Here is a 16,323-nt window from a genome sequence, read left to right as displayed (position 1 = left end):
CTTTCTACCATAAGCTCACTTCGGATTTGCGGCTTGCGATTTTGTTCGTTACCCAGAGCAGGGCAAAGTTGACCAACGAGCTGATAAGACCTACGGCCGTCGAATAGCTCAAGCTTGCTTCGCGCAAGCCTCTCCGGTAGACATAGGAAGCAATAACGTCGGCTCTATCATAGGTAAGCGGATTGTAGAGAAGGATAATCTTCTCGTAGCTGGACGCCATGATGCCGCCTACCGCGAAGATAAACAGGATGATGATGACCGGGCTGATCTGCGGCAGCGTAATATGCCACATTTTCTTCAGCCTGCCGATTCCGTCCATATCAGCCGCTTCGTACAGCGTTGAATCGATCGAGCTCATGGCGGCGAGATAGATGATGCTGGACCAGCCGATCGTCTGCCAAATGTCGGAGAACGTATAGATTGGCCTGAAGAAACTCGAATACCCGAGCAAGGAGGTGTAATCCTTACCCGTGATCAGCTGGAGCAGCTGGGTAATAACCCCTTCATCCGCCGTAAAAATATGAATCATCCCGCACACGACAACCAAAGAGATAAAATGCGGCATGTAAGTGATCGTCTGGACCAGCTTCTTGAACTTGCCGTCGCGTATTTCGTTAAGCAATAACGCCAATACAATCGGAGCGGTAAAGCCAAAGGCAAGGCCCCATGCGTTAAGAAGCAGCGTATTTTTGACGACTCGCCAGAAGTACGGACCTTCAAAGAAATCGATAAAATGCTTCAATCCGACCCAGTCGCTGTTCGAGAAGCCCAGCAGAGGCTTAAAGTCCTTAAACGCGATTAACAGTCCCCACATCGGCCCATAGCAGAAAATAACAAACCATGCGATGACCGGTACAGCCAGCATATAGACAAACCAATTTTTTTTAACGTCCTTTTTAATGATTTGACCCGTTCTCATGCATCCACCGCCTTATATCCCAGGTAGGGCATCGCCGACTGCGGAGTCCGCAACACGGCCATGCCCGTTCATCTCCTGTGTGAACCTTAACCTGAATTTACCGCGCGTTATACCGGTCAAGCGCAGCCTGATGGATGCTCAGGAACTCGTCAAGCCCCATCTTCTTCGCTTCGCTCAGGAATTTGTCATAGGCATCGACCGGCAGCTGGCCCTTGATGATTTTGGCAAAATATTCATTGCGCAGCGTCGACAGCTGGTTGCCAAGCTCCGCTTCGCGGGAGGCTTCTTCCGTCGTGAACGTGATCGGAGGCATCGCTGCGCTCGTATCCATATTTTCCGTCCAAGTTTTCCGGATATCTCCCGAGTAGCTGCCCTCTGCAACGATCAGCGGGTTGGAGTTATGCTCGTCGCGGATATCCGGCCAGGAGTGCATGCGGTATTTGACAAGAGTAGTCGCCACCGGCTGACCGTCCGGATCCTTGTAAATATAGCTTTCCGGCTGGAAGTAAGGCTTGCCTGTCTCGTCAATCAGATGCACCTTGCCGTATTCGCCGTAGTTCAGAATCTCCCAGCCCTTCTTGCTGTAAGCAAAATCCAGCCATCTCATCGCCGCTTCCACATCGTCGGCTTGAGTCGTAATCGCAGCGGAGCGGCCTGTTCTTTTGAAATTTTTATAGGTGGTAGCCGCCTTGTCGCCGGCATTCAGAACCGGGTTTAAAGCGCCGACGAAGTCGATGTTGTTTTGCTGCTTCCAGTAGCTCCACATCGTATCCGGAGAATCCATCATGACGGCCGTTTTATCCGAAACGGCGCTCGCCATCCGCTGGTTGAAGTCCGCCGTCGCCCAGTCTTTGTTCAGCAGTCCCTCTTTGTTCCATTGCTGCATGGTGGCCAGGTAGTCCTTCGCCTTAGGCTGGGCGGGACCCCATTGCACTTTGCCGTCCGCATCCATAAACGTCCAGTCCCATACGCCGTAAGCGCCGTTAATGATGCCGGTAAAGATCTGGCCGTAAGTCGAACCGTAGTTAAGAGGTTCGCTGTAACCGGCTTCCTTCGCTTTGGTCAGGAACGCATGCCATTCGTCGATCGTATTCGGCACTTCGAGCCCCGTCTTCTCGAGCGCTTCCTTCTTGATCAGCATGCCGAACCACATCCATTCGGAATAAGGAGCGATGCCGTAGAAGCCCAGCAGCTTGCCGTTGTCCGTTACCGTTGTTTTTCTTCTTGTCTCATCGGAGTTGCGCCATTCGCTATAGTTCGGAGCGTATTTATCCATGTCATCTGTCAAATCCAGGTAAGCGCCGTCTTTAACGCCCGCTTCCATTCCGCCCGGGTAACGTTCCGGTTCGATAATAATGTCCGGCAGCTCGCCCGAGGACATCATCAGCGTAAACGCGTCAGCTTCTTGGCCAACCGGCGGCGTAATGAAATTCACCTTGATGCCGGTTAATTTTTCAACCTGCTTCTGTACGACCTGATTATTCATATCCGGAATTTGCGAATCGGCCGGCAGCCACACGTCGAGCGTGACGTCCTTTTTATAAGGGTAAGCTTCATAATGGCTCGGAATTTTCTCGTCGTACAGGTCGCCGAGATAAGTATCGTTTAACGTGTTGTTGACTTCATCCATCTGCTCTTGGGTTGGGGCTTTATTGCCGCGGATGGTTGGGCTGATATCCGAGAAAGCCGTCGTTTCCGCCGGCGCCTGCGAGCTATCTGCTGTTGCGGCCGGATCCGCGGACTCCTTCGAATCATTATTGTTGTTGCTGCAGGCCGCCAGAGCGGAACCGGTCAGTACGGATACAAGCAACAGGTTAAGCAAACGTTTCTTCATCGTTCCCATATTTTTATCCCCCTTAATGTCAACGTTTTCATTTTAAAATAATGGAAATAAAATGATTAAACTCGACCTTTTCAGCATATTCATGAGCTTTTTCGCCGTTTCATCTCGCAGAAAAACTATTTAGTTACAGAATTGATGTATTAATTGATAAAAAAAGAGGTTGCTTATTCTCCCGACGGAACCTTCAAGTCAAACGCATCCCCGTAAGGCGCTCCAAAATCGGGCGTTCCGTCCGGATGCCAGCCAAACTTCTGAATACGGGTCGCTCGATGCTTGGTCTCTACTCCAGGCGCGTGCAGCGCATGGTAGACCATCCAATCCTCCTGATCATCGGGCGACTTGGTAAAGCTGTTGTGTCCGGTTGCGTACACCCCGTTCTCCACGCTTTTCTTAAATACCGGCTGCATCGTTTTCGTCCAGGAACCCGCAGCCATCGGATCGGCCGAATCCTCCATGGTCAGCATCCCCAGCGAATAATCCTCGGACCAAGTCGTGCTGGCCGAATAAATGAGAAATGTTTAATCGGGTTCATGTCGGCCGTCAATTCATGTACCGGAATAATGCTGACGATGCTCCATCCGTCGGCTTGCTCCAAACCCTTTTCCTGAACGATAACCTTTTCCCCGTTAATCTTCGTTTTCATTCCGCTTGTCAGATTGTCCCGGTCCGCCGACAGAATATCCTCGAATAACACTCCGCGGAAGCTTGCCTGATTGGAAGCGATGACCTCATTGCTGCTGTTCAGAATATACAAGGCGGAATGAGGCGTAAGCTCCGTGTTTTCGATCAGCTCCTGCAGCTTTTCGATATTGACCATAACGGAACAATAACCGGTTCTTTGGGAAAAATGAACGCCGCCTATCGATTCGATAATGGGTGCCACATAAAAGAAATACTCATTTCCGGATTTCCCGTCTTTGAACAGATCCGTAAAACTTCCCTTGTCTAAAGCCGTGCTATCGTTTTTATACTTATTGATAAACGCGTTATATTGATTCATGAAAAAGATATCGCCGGTTATCGAATCCACGCTGTAAACCTTTCTGCCTTCATTATCATTAATGACAATGCCGCTTACGTAGGAATTAAAGGCTCTCATATACTCCATCAGGTCGATGACGTAATTGCCGATATCGATATCTCTCGCGTAATCATTGTCCGCCGTTGTAAACTCCTGAATTTTTCTATTATCTACCGCAATATTCGTGCTGATCTTTATATCGTTGAACACCGAATCGATCTTTTGGCGCGTCTGCTCAATGATTTTGTTGCCGTAATTGGCAGCCCGTGTCTGGGTCAGATTATAAAAGCTGAAATAAAAATAAGCCTCCATAAAGGTAAAGAGGATCACCGTAAATAACACGATAAGGAAGATCTGATGCTTAAGCTTCAGTTTGCTGATCTTCAAGCTGCACACACTCCGATACGTTTTTTAAAAATCAGCATTTTCTGTACTTTGCCGGGGTTATTCCGCATTGCTTCTTGAATACTTTATTGAAATAATAATAATCCATGATTCCTACCTTTAACGCTACTTCCTCGACGGACATTTCCGTATGCTTCAACAGCTCGCAGGCTTTGTTTATCCTGAGTTCCGTGACATATTCCGAGAAGGTTTTCCCCAAATTCTTCTTGAACAACTGGCAGCAATAAACCTGATTAAGGAAAAACTTCGCGGATAAATCCTTCAGGTACAGCTTGGTAGAATAATGATTATCGATATATTTCACCATCTGAGCGAAATAGGAGCCGATATCGCCTTCACTTGCGCATTGGCGGTTCAACTGCCTGATGTAGAGAAGAACGTCATATAAAAAGCCGCATAAGGACTCAAAATTCTCAAAACGCTCCTTGAGCTCGGCATAATTGAGGAAGCCCAGCTCCATGTCTTTCAGCTCCTCATAAAAGGAAGCCAATAATACGCCGACCACCTGATTCCATAAATAAACAACCTCCCCCATGCCCGCATTATTTTTGCTGAAATCGTTTTTAAGCCTCCCTATGGTATCCTCCAATGCCTCAAATTGTTTCTCCTGGATCATGACGGAAATGCTATCTATATACGGCTTGACCGTATCCAGCTTTTGTTCGTACTCGAACAGCCCTTTCTCATCCTCATTCAAAAAAACCTTGGAGGCCGCCAGATCCGATTCCTTAATCAGCTTGGCAAGATCCTTGTAATGATTCGAGATGCTGCTGATTCCCGCAGCTTTAATGTCCGTCCCCGCCCATTCAAGCCCCTGCAAGTTCGCCAATTGGCCGCTTTTTAGGATGTACAGCGTTTTCCTTGATCCCAGCTCTATCTCCAAGGTATGCTCGACATCAAACCTCTTTCTGCCGCAGATTTGATCACGATTCGAATAGACGATAAGCGCGCGATAATAGTCTTCACCCGAAGAAGAATTAAAAAAAGGCGTTAAACGGCTCAATTCATGGTTGTCCGTGGACATTAACGCCTCCAGAATAAGGTTATTGCGATGACTTCTTTTTTTGGCAAAATGGACAGCCAACTTATGTATGAACGATTCCGCAAGCTCAATATCGATAGGCTTCAGGAAATAATCCAGCGCGCCGTATCGTATAGCTTCCTGCGCATAGGCAAACTCGGCGAAACCGCTTACAAATACAAAGTCGGCTTCCACGCCCTTTTTCTTGGTCATCCTCATCAGCTCAAGTCCGGAAATTTCGGGCATTCTAATGTCCGTAACGATCAGATCGGGATTTTCCTCGCATATAAACTCATATGCTTTGTGGACGCTAGTGAACTGACCCGTTATTTCGAATCCGTGTTTACTCCAGTCAAAGGCATTACTAATCCCTTTAATCGCCCAAGGCTCATCATCCACAATAATGACACTATACATAAGTACCTCCCGATAGGTTCCTGTCGTCATAATCGCAGTCATTCGCTTTATATAGACAAAGGCCTATGGACCCTTAAGTCCATAGGCTTGCCAGCCAGCCAACCCCTTATATCACTTCTTGTTTGCCTGCATCGCTTCGTAAATTTTCACATTTTCTTCCATGACAGCCTTGCCGCCAGCTGCCATATACTCGTCCACAAGCTTGTCGTATAAGCTGTCGAAATCGGAAGGCTTGCATACAATCAGTTTATCGGTCATTTGTTTGTTCATATCCCCAAGCGTTTTGCCGAACTTGATGTTGGCATCATTTGGCGTATCGTAGAAGAAGGCGGTGTAACCGTCCGTCGTATTGATTTTGTAGGACTGCTCTGCCGTCTCTTCTAATCCGGCATACGAAGCGGAAAGGGCTTTAATATTCTTCTCTTGATCGCCAAGCTCAACGCCGTTTACCACCAGGGTATAGTCGAGGTTTTGCGGACTCGTCTGCATATTGTCGCCGGTTTGCGCGATAACCTGCGGGATTCCGTCAACCGTTTTGTGGTTAACTCCTTCTTCCCCGTATTGCAGGAAAAATAACACCTCGGGGTTCGCCATCCAGTTCAAATATTTAATCGCCAGCTCCGCATTTTTGCTGGATTTCGGTATAAAAACATTTAAGCCGTTTTCATTGTAAATCATTTTTTTGTATTTGCCTTCCTCGTTTTTAAACGTATCGATCGGGATAAAGTTAGCATCCGGCACATTGGCTTTTAGCGGCTCGCTTATATTTTGTCTAAACGCGTAATCCCAGTTCGCGCTGAAAAATCCGACCTTGCCGTTTGTCACGTCCGCGTCCGCCTGCTTTGCCGTCTTATCCAACGCAAAATCGGGGCTGATCAATTTTTCGTTGTACAGCTTGTTGAGGAATTTCAGCGATTCCTTGTTTCCGGGCTTTAACCAGTTCGGAGACGTTACGAAATCCTCCTCCGACTGCTCGCCCCAGAACGATTCGGCCAAATTGCCGGTTCCGTAATTCATGCCGGTCGCCGCCAATCCCCATGGAATAACGCCGTCAACCCCTCCGGGATTTTTGTCTCGGAATGCAACAAGAGTATTATATAACTCATCTCTGTTCGTCGGAACCGGCAGCCCTAATTTGTCCAGCCAATCCTTACGGATGAAACTGCCGATCCAAGCCAGCGATGTTCGTTTTGCGGGGATCGCCATCTGTTTTCCGTTGAATTGCCCGTAAGCAAGAACGGTCTCACCCAGATAATTTTTCAAATCCTGGCCGTACTTTTCAAGCAATTCCTCCAGTGGCATAATCCCGTTAATCTTTGCGTACCGGGATACGGTTGCGCTGTCATAGGTAAAGGAAATATCCGGCGCTTCGCCCGCTGCCATCATGACGTTCAGCTTATCAATCTCCTGCGATCTCGGAACCGGAACAAATTTTACGACCGCATTGTTTGGCTTGCCGAAATGCTCGTTAATATACCTGGTCCAAGTGTTGTTGTTCAAATCCGGCTGGCCTTGTATGCCTCTGTCAAATACCTCCACCGTAAGCGTAACCGGCGAGCCCGAAGGGGCCTTCGTCTCCGTAGAAGTGGATTGGCTCTCTTTATTATTGTTGTTATCGTCGCCGCAGCCAGCCAATCCGCCCGCTAACAGCGTGAGAACGGGCAGTAAAACCAACATTTTTTTGTTCATATTATCAACCTCGCCTTTTCCAATAGTATACTTGCCTCTTTTCTTTAACCTTTAATTGCTCCCGTCATTACGCCGTCAACAAAATATTTCTGAAGCTTCGGGTAAACCAGCAAAATCGGAACGGTAGCGAACATAACGCTTGCAGCTTTCAAAGATTCGGGTACGATAAAAGCCCCCGTGCTGCCTTCGCCTTGCTGCGTATCTAACTGCTGATTGGCGGTAATGATTTGATAGAGCTTTAATTGCATCGGATACAAATTCTTGTCCGTAATGTAAAACAACGCGTCCTGGAAGCCGTTCCATCTATCAACCGCGTAAAAGAGGCTAAGCGTTGCGATAGAGGGCATGGACAATGGCAGAACCACCTTGAAAAGAATCCCCCATTCGTTGCAGCCGTCGATCGCGGCCGCTTCTTCCAGGCTTTCCGGAAGGGAAGAGAAGAAGGTTTTGAGGATGATCATGTTAAAAACGCTCAAGGCGCCGGGTAAGATCAGACTGCTCACCGTGTTCATCATGTCCAGGTTTTTCACCAGAATATAGCTGGGAATCAGTCCTCCGCTGAAATACATCGTGAACACCATGGCGGTTAACAAAAAATTTCTGCCCATTAATCGTTTCTTCGTAAGCGGATAGGCAGCGCATATCGTTAAAAACATACAACATGCGGTAAATAAAATCGTGAGCACAATGGTATAGCCGAGTGTATAAAGCATGTCGACATCGCTTAGAATCGTTTTATAGGTTTCAAGCGTGAATTCTACCGGCCAAAGCGATACCTTCTGCGAAATGATAGCGTTATTGGAGCTGAGAGAAAGCGCTATCATATACAAGAACGGAACGAGACAGGTTATGGAGACCGCCGTGATGAATAAAATAATCAGAATGTCCACGAGATTTGTTTTTGACTTGTTCAATCCACTCACGCCCTTTACCAAATTCCTTGCTCGCCTATTTTCCTGGAAATATAATTAGCCGACACGAGAAAGATCAGCCCTACAACCGACTGGAACAATCCGACAGCCGTTGCTTGAGAAAAGTCGCCGGACCCGATCCCGATTCGATACACGTAAGTGCTGATCACATCGGAATAGTCGCTGACAAGCGAATTGCCCATGACGAATGGCCGGTCGAACCCAATGGAAACCATTCTTCCGATCTGCAAAATGAGCAGGATAATGATGGTTGGCTTGATGCCCGGCAAGGTGATATGCCAGATTTTGCGCAGCCTGCTGCATCCGTCCATATCCGCTGCCTCGTACAAATCCTTGTTTATTCCGATAATGGCGGCCAAATAAAGGATGGTCCCCCAACCCGCGCTCTGCCAGATTCCGACGGCCACATACATGATCAGCCAGTTTGTTTTGTCGGAGAGAAACTCGATTTTGCCAAGACCAAGGCCGGATAATATCGTATTGGCCATACCGCCGGACGAGAACATCAGGTATACCATGCCGCCGATAATGACCCAGGACAAAAAATGCGGCAGATAAAGAACGGTTTGCGTAAATTTTTTGAATCGCGTAAATCGGAGCTCATTCAACAAAATCGCCAGTATTATGGGGGCCGGGAACCCTGCCGCCAAATCCAGCAGGTTCAAAATGAGCGTATTTTTCAAAGCGCGGTAGAAGCTGTCCTGCTGGAATATAAATTGAAAGACGTCAAATCCAACCCACTCGCTGCCGCTGATGCCTTGAAAAATGTTGTAATCCTGGAAAGCCATTAATACGCCGTAGATCGGCGCATATCTGAATACCGCGATATACGCCATGGGCAGCAGCAAGAGGGCATATAACAAATAATCTCTTTTGATGTTTTGAACGAATCGGTTTTTTCTCCTTAGATTGACCCGCTGGCTATCGCTGCCTAAAACCGCTTTCACTTTTATCAACCCCTCTTTCCGTATAAGGTGAGCTCATGTAAAAAATTATACCTGTTGGGATTTTTAATAAAATGTAATTTATTAAGTGCCGACTTGTAATATATTAAAATAACAAAAAAAGGGGGTGTCCCATAAGTCATGAAAATGACGAGGGGTGCCCTTTTTTATCTAGGCTAAACAGCAGCCTGTTCAAGAAATGCCCAAACAAAAAGAAGCCGACCCTTGTTAAAATGGAGGTACCACCCAACCATTCTAATTAAAGAGAGGCTTCTTTATGTACAAAGAATATACCATGGATCAACTGTCCTTACCAATGGACTTGCAAGAAGATATCCCCGAAAATCATCTTGTACGCGTCATCAACGATGCGGTCAATCGCTTAAATATGAACCTCTTCACCAAAGCTTATCCCGGAGGTGGCCGGGACGGCTATCACCCAAAAATGCTCATGAAAGTCGTTATCTAGCCTACACACAGCGCATCTACTCCTCTCGTCAAATCGCCAAAGCGGTACGTGAAAATATCATGTTTATGTGGTTGGCTGCTAGGCAATGTCCAGATTTTCGTATAAAGACGTATTGGAGACCGTCTTTACGGCTGTTCTTCAGTTTCTCATGGAAGAAAACTACATAAAGTTGGAGCAATACTTCTTCAGTACTTGCTCATCCTGCCTCTCTGCCTCTTCAATATAGCGAACAAGGTTTTTACCTTTTCTTGCAGCATCATTTTCTGTTTGACGACAGCCTGGCCCCAGACAAACGTGTAACGATTGGCATTGGCTTCGATCTTCGTGACATCCAAGCATTCGAGAACTGGTTGTATGACGAGAACGAAGATACCTGGACATGTGCGGCAGGCCAAGCACGGTCTCTATGCCTCCCTATATCCAAAGCCCCCGCTTGCGCAGGGGCTCGTATGGCGTTTTCGTGTTTACTTGAATTGACCCGCGTCGATAGCTTTTTGCTTCTCATCCAGAATTTCCTGATAACCGGCATCCAGATAAGTCTTCTTCGCATCCTCATAGACTTTGTCGAATTGATCCTCCGGCGCCAGAGCCACCTTCACGTAAAGCTCCTGGAAGAGCGAGTTCAGATCGGCTTTGTACTCGTTTACTTTCTCGAGCACAACGCTGAACAGCGCATCCGGCGTACGGAATTCCGCTAACTTCTCAAAATTATTCAGCACATCTTCAGCCAGGTGCTCGTAGCCGGGAGGCGACCAATTTTGCAAGTAGGCTTTGCGCGTTACAGCCGGATCCGTGTATTGCACAACTTCGCTGACGAGTGCGAAGTAGTCTTTATTGTTGTTCTGGGACAGTACGGATTCCCCTTTGTAATCCGGATTCTTAACGGCAAGACCGTCTGCATCCAGCGTATAGTTCTGGCCTTCAACACCGTTCTGGAGGTAGAACAGGTTCTTCGGCTGACTCATCCATTCGAGGTACATCCATACAGCGGCACGTTCCTCATCCGTCGATTCATAATTGATACCCATAATCAAGCCGAATGGCCAGTATGCACGGCCTTGCGGCTTGTTTCCTTCCGGAACTCCAGCCGTACCTGGAAGTACCGCAAATTGCGCATTCGGATTGTTCTTCAGTGTAGCTGTCAGTACGTCGGTATTGCTGGCGAGATAGAAGCCGTATGTGCCTGTTTTGCCCGCAACAAATTCCGCTTTCGTCTTCGCATCGTCATTGCGCAAATAGAATTCTTTATCGATCAGCCCATGATTGTACTGGTAGTTCAGGTTTTTCAGGTATTCCTCCGTTTCCTTCGTAGTCAAGTCCGCTACGCCAAGATCGGAATACAGCGCGCGGTATTTCGGATCAATCGGCCAATCGCGGAAGGCATAGTTGAAGGTATAGTTGTTCTGCAAGAGGGATGCGCCGGCAACGCCAAGTCCAGCCGCCTTCCATTTCTCCAGCATTTCGTTATATTTCTCAAGAGAAGTCAAATCCTCTACTTTCATGCCAACCTTCTCCACCCAATCTTTGCGGATCAGCGTGGTGAAGTTATCGGCTGGCGGACGCTGTGCGAAGAAGAATACGTTTTTGCCGTCTACGACACCGTATTGCTTGATTGTCTCGCTCATATTTTTCCAGTAAGTAGGCGCGTAGTTGGCAATTTCATCGTAGTCCAGCTCCTGCATGACATCCTCGCCGTAGTAGGCAAGCGCTTGTGGCATATCGTAGTGGAAAATAATATCCGGAGCCTTATGCGAAGCAAGCAGCTGCTCATAGTCCGTTACTTCGCTGTTTCTTGTGATCGGTATGAATTTAACGTCGATATTGTATTTATCGCCGAATTCCTTCTGAATCCAGCGCGTATAGTAGTTATCCGATACATTCCAGCCTTCGAAAGCGCGTTCATAGACCGGAATCTGAAGCGTAACTTTCTCCGGGAAGCCTTTCGAATAATCCGGATACTTGCCTGCCGGGCTTTCGCTTGGCGTATTGCCCGCAGTATCGCTTGCGGAAGGAGAAGGTTCGGTAGAGCTCTTTGTATTCGCATTGTTGTTATTCGTGCAGCCCGACAAAATGCCGAGTGCCACAAACAAAGCCATAAATACGGATACCATATTTTTTCTGCTCATTGCTGGTTCCCCCAATCATTCATTTTCGTATTCGAGATTATTCCTTCACGGCTCCAAGCATAACGCCTTGGACAAAATACTTCTGGATAAACGGGTACACGCAAATAATGGGAAGAGTCGCGAATACCACGCAGGATGCTTTAAGAACTTCGGGATTACTGAGCGATACCTGAGTCGCTTCCAGCTGGAAGCTTTCGCTCGCTTGAATAACCAGGTAATACAGCTTCAGCTGCAGTGGCCGCATATCCACGTTTTGCTTGATGTAAAACAATGCGTCCTGGTACGTATTCCAGCGCCCAACCGCATAGAAGAGAGATAAGGTTGCAATGATTGGTTTGGACAGCGGCAGCACAATGCTGACAAGAATCCGGAAATGCCCGGCCCCGTCAATCCTGGCCGATTCCTCCAGACTGTCCGGTATGCTGCTCGACAGCGCCGTCTTCATGATCAGCAGGTTGAAGGCGCTGAAGGCGGGCGGCAGGATAATGGACCACATGGTGTCCAGCAGCCCCAGGTTGTTCACGAGCAAATATTCGGGAATGATACCGCCGCTGAAGTACAGGGTGAAGATAAAGATAAACGTCAGCACGGTACGTCCCTTTAATTGCTTGCGGGATAACGGATAAGCGGCGCAAATGGTAATAATCATGCCAATGATGGTGAACAGCACCGTTACCAGAACCGATACATACAAGGAACGCAATATACTGCGGTCCGCGAAAATTTTCTTGTACGCCTCGAAAGTAAACCCTTCCGGCCAGATGAAAACTTTATTCGCGATAACAAATGCGTCTTCGCTTAAGGATTTGGATACGACATGCAGAAACGGCAGCAAACAGGCAAGCGAGGCAATGATGATAAAGAGGTGAATAAGCACATCCCAAATATCAAACCGCCTTCTGCGATGAACAGCAAGCGTGCTGTTCGTTGCTTTCATGGTCACCTCTCCTTAAAAGAATTGCCACCTTTATGCTCTATATTAGGGCATTTGTGGGAATTCTTACTTCGTAAGAATTAACTCTATAAAATTCCGTCCTCGCCAAGCTTCTTCGCAATCCGGTCCGCCGCGAGCACAAGCACAAGCCCGATGACAGCCTGGAATAGTCCAAGCGCCGTTGCCCGGCTAAAGTTGCCGCTTTCGATGCCCCACCGGTACACCAGCACGGGAATCGTGACCGTGTATTCCGTCGTAGCCTTGTTTTGCAGAGCGAATACCCGTTCGAACGAGCCTTCCATGACTTTGCCGAGATTCATGATAAGCAGGGTAACAATGGTCACTCGAATCGATGGCAGCGTCACGTTCCATACCTTCCTCCAGCGCCCCGCGCCGTCAACGATGGCTGCTTCGTACATTTCCGGGTTTATGCTGCTGATCGAGGCAAGGTAGATGATCGTTCCCCAGCCCATGCTCTGCCAGACGCCAACCGCCAGATAACTGATCAGCCAATTGGAATCGTCCTGCAGGAACGGAATCCGGTCGCCGCCCATCATGGCAATGAGATTATTGATCGCGCCGTTACTCTCGCTGAGCAGCTGGTAAGCAATTGCGCCGATAATAATCCAGGATAGAAAATGCGGCAGATACAGCAGCGTCTGGTTCACGCGTTTGAATCTTACGCCTCTTACCTCGTTCAGCAGCAAGGCCAGCACGATCGGCATCGTAAAGCTGAATAACAAATCCAGGCTGTTAAGCAAAAGCGTATTGCGGACGGCGCGGCCAAAGTCATGCTTGGCGAATATCTCCTGGAACACTTGAAAGCCAACCCAGTCGCTCCCCCAGAACCCTTTGGCAATCTTATAGTTTTTGAAAGCAAGAATGAGGCCTGACATCGGTGCGTATTTGAAGGTCAGTACAAAGGCCAGCGGAATCATTAACAACGCGTAAAGCTGCCAATCCCGCCGAAGATAATACGCCATCCCGCGTCTGTTTAATCCGAGATGCTTTAAAGCGGTTTCGTTTTGTTGTGAAGCGCTTTCAATTTTCACATTCTCACCCCCCTCAGCCTTTAATCCCCCGGTCCTTTGCTCGCTTCAGACATCGTCCGCGGCTGACCTCATCATACCCCCGCTTTTTCCAAACGGTAAATCTTGAGTATTGATTCTCCCTGTCATTTTTGATCGCAAAGGCATCATTTCTGCTTATCCGGCGCGGTTTTTGATCAAATCTGATAGGCATGAGCAAAAATAAAAGCTGTCCTGCAGGCGGCATGACAGCTCTCATTCTATTACGCTTACGAAGTCTTGGATCTCGACGTCTTATAGCTGCTTGGCGGCATCCCTTCATACTTGCGGAAGAACCGGTTAAAGCTTTGCACGTTATAGTAGCCTACTTCGGAAGCAATTTGCGTGATCGTCATTTTGGATTCGATAAGCAGCTGCTTTGCTTTTTCGATCCGCAATTGATTCATATAATCGATGAGGCTTTTGCCGGTTAATTCATAGACGATCTTCCGCATGTAGGAATAGCTGATGCCAATCTCCTTCGCCATCTCCTCGAAGACGATTTCCTTGCGGAAATGCTCCTCCAGATAACGGATAATCCGCTCGCCGTGATTCGCTTCTCCCGTACTCCGCTCCAGATGCTGCACGATCTCGGTAAAGAAATCGCGGAGATGGTTCTCCAGCTCGTCAAGCGTATCGGTGGAAGCAATCGCCGAGTAGATATTTCCCCGTCCGGAGAAAATCCGCGACGTGCTGACGTTGTTTTCCCGGAGATGACGGATCGTAACGCCAATCAGCTGATTGTAGATAAACAGGATATTGTCATAGGAAACGTTGGAATCGGAATAAATGTCAGCCCGGATACTCTCCAATTCCTTCAGAATGCTGCCTAGGTCCGCACGCTCCAGGAAATTCACGATACGCCGCTCGCTGTTTGCCGGGTACATATATTTCTTGCCGCGGTCTTCATCAGGCTTCCAGTAAAAAATACAGCCGCTCCCCTTGATCATGCGTTGCTTGATGGCATCCGTCGCCTCCGCAACCCGCTCGGGGATCGACTCGCTGAATTCCGTCCGGCCGCTGACGCCGGTCGTAACCGAATGACCAAGCAGGTCCAGCGCCGTATCGCGGATTTGAACAAGCGTTGCCTTTATTCCTTGAAGCCCGTTCTCCGCCTCCTCCTGCCCGTAGTTGATCACGAATGCGAAGCAGCCTTCGCCTTGATAAATTCCCCGGGCATGCAGACCATCCGGAAACAGGCTCTCGCATTTCGTGAGAAGGAGATAACGGTGGAAGCTGCGGGTCTCCGGATTATTTTTGCTCGCGTATCTCCTATACCGGTCGATGGAGATAACCGCTACGGTGTAATAGGGCCCGGGAAACATCTCGGCGATCTGTTTCTTCACTTCGCCGCGCAGCAACTGATGAATCGATAAGCTTCGGGTATCCTGCTCCCGCTCTTGCAGCAGCGTATGCAAGCTTTCCTCCTCTTCCTGCATCCGCCTGAAAGCCGACTCCAGGAAAGCCAGCTCGTTTTTGTTCGTGCCGCCGTGATTGCTGCGCTCGCGCATTGTGCGGACAAGCTTCCGGAGCGGCTGGGATAACCAGGTGGCCAGCAATACGGCAATAATAGTGCCTGCGATGATGATCATGCCCGTAATGAAAATGATGCCCTTCTGCAGGTTGTACGTCTTCGTCATTAACTGGTCCATCGAATAAATATTGACGTTCCACCAGCCGAGCTGCACCGAGCGGGACCAGGTATACAGCAGCCGCTGGCCGTTTAATAGATGGTAGGCATAGCCTTCCCTTTTGCTATTGCTTAGGATCTGCCGGATAAAAGGCTGCTTGTTGCCGTCCGTCAGAAGCAAAGACTTGTCAGGATGCGAAATAATCGTGCCGTCGGATCTCAGAAGCATATAGCCTTCCGAACCCGGTTCTGAGGATTTTAAATAGCTTGCAATCTGGCTCTCCTTCAAATTCACGACAATCGTGCCGCGCGTAGTCGTTGACAAGCGGTTTAACGGCAGCACATAGGAGACGACCTGCATGCCGGATTGCAATTTGCGGGGGTACCAGACGCCTCCGATTCCTCTCCGACCCGCAAGCGCCTTTTCCATCCAATCGACCGGTTCGTATCGGTCCAGCGTCGTAATTCCCCGGTCGGTCGAGACCACGTAATCCGCTTCGTCAAGCAGGAAATAGGTCGAGTATACGCCGTCCACGCGGTGGTTCAGACTCGCCAGTTCATTTAGTATTCTTAGCGCGCTGTACACGTCGCTATAGTCCGAATTAAGCGCCGAATACGTCTTGAAGCTGCGGATCCGGTCGAATATATTCGTGCCGGCCAGCTGGACCGCATCCTGCGCCAAATTGCTCAGCGCATTCTCGTTAAGCTCCCTGTTTGCGATAAGTCCCTCCAGCGAGGTATCCGCAATGGCGCCTTCCGAATAACCCACGATCTGCGTCCCGCTATACCAGGTCAGTATGGCCGTCGGAATAGCCATGACACAGATCAGAATCAGCATCAGCTGAAGCATCATGGGAAATCGTTTCATCCGCCCGTCCTCCTATCGTTATTCATAATAGCCATGGA

Annotated in this window: 12 protein-coding genes and 1 pseudogene; 1 reads left to right on the top strand and 12 read right to left on the bottom strand. The window is 48.6% G+C overall.

Going from position 1 to position 16,323, the window contains the following annotated elements; all coding sequences use genetic code 11:
- Positions 1-4 precede the first annotated feature (4 nt).
- From EV294_RS02800 to EV294_RS02765, 8 genes are all read right to left on the bottom strand, one after another.
- Positions 5-919: an ABC transporter permease gene (locus EV294_RS02800; RefSeq protein WP_132303565.1), complete on the bottom strand. Its 915-nt coding sequence runs from the start codon at positions 917-919 to the stop codon at positions 5-7.
- A 97-nt stretch (positions 920-1,016) separates the two neighbouring features.
- Positions 1,017-2,762: a type 2 periplasmic-binding domain-containing protein gene (locus EV294_RS02795; RefSeq protein WP_132303563.1), complete on the bottom strand. Its 1,746-nt coding sequence runs from the start codon at positions 2,760-2,762 to the stop codon at positions 1,017-1,019.
- A gap of 164 nt (positions 2,763-2,926) precedes the next feature.
- Positions 2,927-3,226: a family 43 glycosylhydrolase gene (locus EV294_RS02790; protein ID WP_243711546.1), complete on the bottom strand. Its 300-nt coding sequence runs from the start codon at positions 3,224-3,226 to the stop codon at positions 2,927-2,929.
- On the bottom strand, positions 3,220-4,170 hold the full coding sequence (locus EV294_RS02785) for a cache domain-containing protein (RefSeq protein ID WP_132303561.1): 951 nt from the start codon (positions 4,168-4,170) through the stop codon (positions 3,220-3,222). Before EV294_RS02785 ends, EV294_RS02790 begins: the two co-directional genes overlap by 7 nt.
- Positions 4,171-4,201: 31 nt before the next feature.
- A complete protein-coding gene (locus EV294_RS02780; protein WP_132303559.1) occupies positions 4,202-5,626 on the bottom strand; it encodes a response regulator transcription factor in 1,425 nt (474 codons plus the stop codon).
- 111 nt (positions 5,627-5,737) lie between these two features.
- Positions 5,738-7,315, bottom strand: coding sequence for an extracellular solute-binding protein (locus EV294_RS02775; protein WP_132303557.1), 1,578 nt, complete (start codon positions 7,313-7,315; stop codon positions 5,738-5,740).
- A gap of 44 nt (positions 7,316-7,359) precedes the next feature.
- Entirely contained in the window at positions 7,360-8,229 is an 870-nt protein-coding gene (locus EV294_RS02770) for a carbohydrate ABC transporter permease (protein WP_207918088.1), read from the bottom strand.
- A gap of 14 nt (positions 8,230-8,243) precedes the next feature.
- Positions 8,244-9,194, bottom strand: a complete 951-nt coding sequence (locus EV294_RS02765; RefSeq protein ID WP_132303555.1) for an ABC transporter permease — start codon at positions 9,192-9,194, stop codon at positions 8,244-8,246.
- 274 nt (positions 9,195-9,468) lie between these two features.
- On the opposite strand from EV294_RS02765, the pseudogene EV294_RS31055 reads away from it, so the two are divergent.
- Positions 9,469-9,844, top strand: a pseudogene (locus tag EV294_RS31055) (transposase); the annotation flags it as partial.
- Positions 9,845-10,124: 280 nt separating this feature from the next.
- Here the strand turns inward: EV294_RS31055 and EV294_RS02755 are convergent.
- The 4 genes from EV294_RS02755 to EV294_RS02740 all read right to left on the bottom strand — a co-directional run bounded on the left by EV294_RS02755 (position 10,125) and on the right by EV294_RS02740 (position 16,285).
- Positions 10,125-11,786, bottom strand: a complete 1,662-nt coding sequence (locus EV294_RS02755; RefSeq protein ID WP_132303553.1) for a type 2 periplasmic-binding domain-containing protein — start codon at positions 11,784-11,786, stop codon at positions 10,125-10,127.
- A 37-nt stretch (positions 11,787-11,823) separates the two neighbouring features.
- A complete protein-coding gene (locus EV294_RS02750; protein WP_132303551.1) occupies positions 11,824-12,723 on the bottom strand; it encodes a carbohydrate ABC transporter permease in 900 nt (299 codons plus the stop codon).
- Between the two features lie 83 nt (positions 12,724-12,806).
- Positions 12,807-13,772, bottom strand: a complete 966-nt coding sequence (locus tag EV294_RS02745) for an ABC transporter permease (RefSeq protein ID WP_132303549.1) — start codon at positions 13,770-13,772, stop codon at positions 12,807-12,809.
- Between the two features lie 245 nt (positions 13,773-14,017).
- Entirely contained in the window at positions 14,018-16,285 is a 2,268-nt protein-coding gene (locus tag EV294_RS02740; RefSeq protein WP_132303547.1) for an AraC family transcriptional regulator, read from the bottom strand.
- Positions 16,286-16,323 lie beyond the last annotated feature (38 nt).

Origin of the sequence: Paenibacillus sp. BK033 (assembly GCF_004345425.1) — a bacterium.
In the GTDB taxonomy this organism is placed as follows: domain Bacteria; phylum Bacillota; class Bacilli; order Paenibacillales; family Paenibacillaceae; genus Pristimantibacillus.
This window is presented reverse-complemented; position numbering and strand designations above follow the sequence as displayed.

Coding starts and splice junctions, on each gene's coding strand:
- EV294_RS02800 (WP_132303565.1), bottom strand. CDS start 919: ATGAGAACGGGTCAAATCATTAAAAAGGACGTTAAAAAAAATTGGTTT.
- EV294_RS02795 (WP_132303563.1), bottom strand. CDS start 2,762: ATGGGAACGATGAAGAAACGTTTGCTTAACCTGTTGCTTGTATCCGTA.
- EV294_RS02790 (WP_243711546.1), bottom strand. CDS start 3,226: ATGCTGACCATGGAGGATTCGGCCGATCCGATGGCTGCGGGTTCCTGG.
- EV294_RS02780 (WP_132303559.1), bottom strand. CDS start 5,626: ATGTATAGTGTCATTATTGTGGATGATGAGCCTTGGGCGATTAAAGGG.
- EV294_RS02775 (WP_132303557.1), bottom strand. CDS start 7,315: ATGAACAAAAAAATGTTGGTTTTACTGCCCGTTCTCACGCTGTTAGCG.
- EV294_RS02755 (WP_132303553.1), bottom strand. CDS start 11,786: ATGAGCAGAAAAAATATGGTATCCGTATTTATGGCTTTGTTTGTGGCA.
- EV294_RS02750 (WP_132303551.1), bottom strand. CDS start 12,723: ATGAAAGCAACGAACAGCACGCTTGCTGTTCATCGCAGAAGGCGGTTT.
- EV294_RS02740 (WP_132303547.1), bottom strand. CDS start 16,285: ATGAAACGATTTCCCATGATGCTTCAGCTGATGCTGATTCTGATCTGT.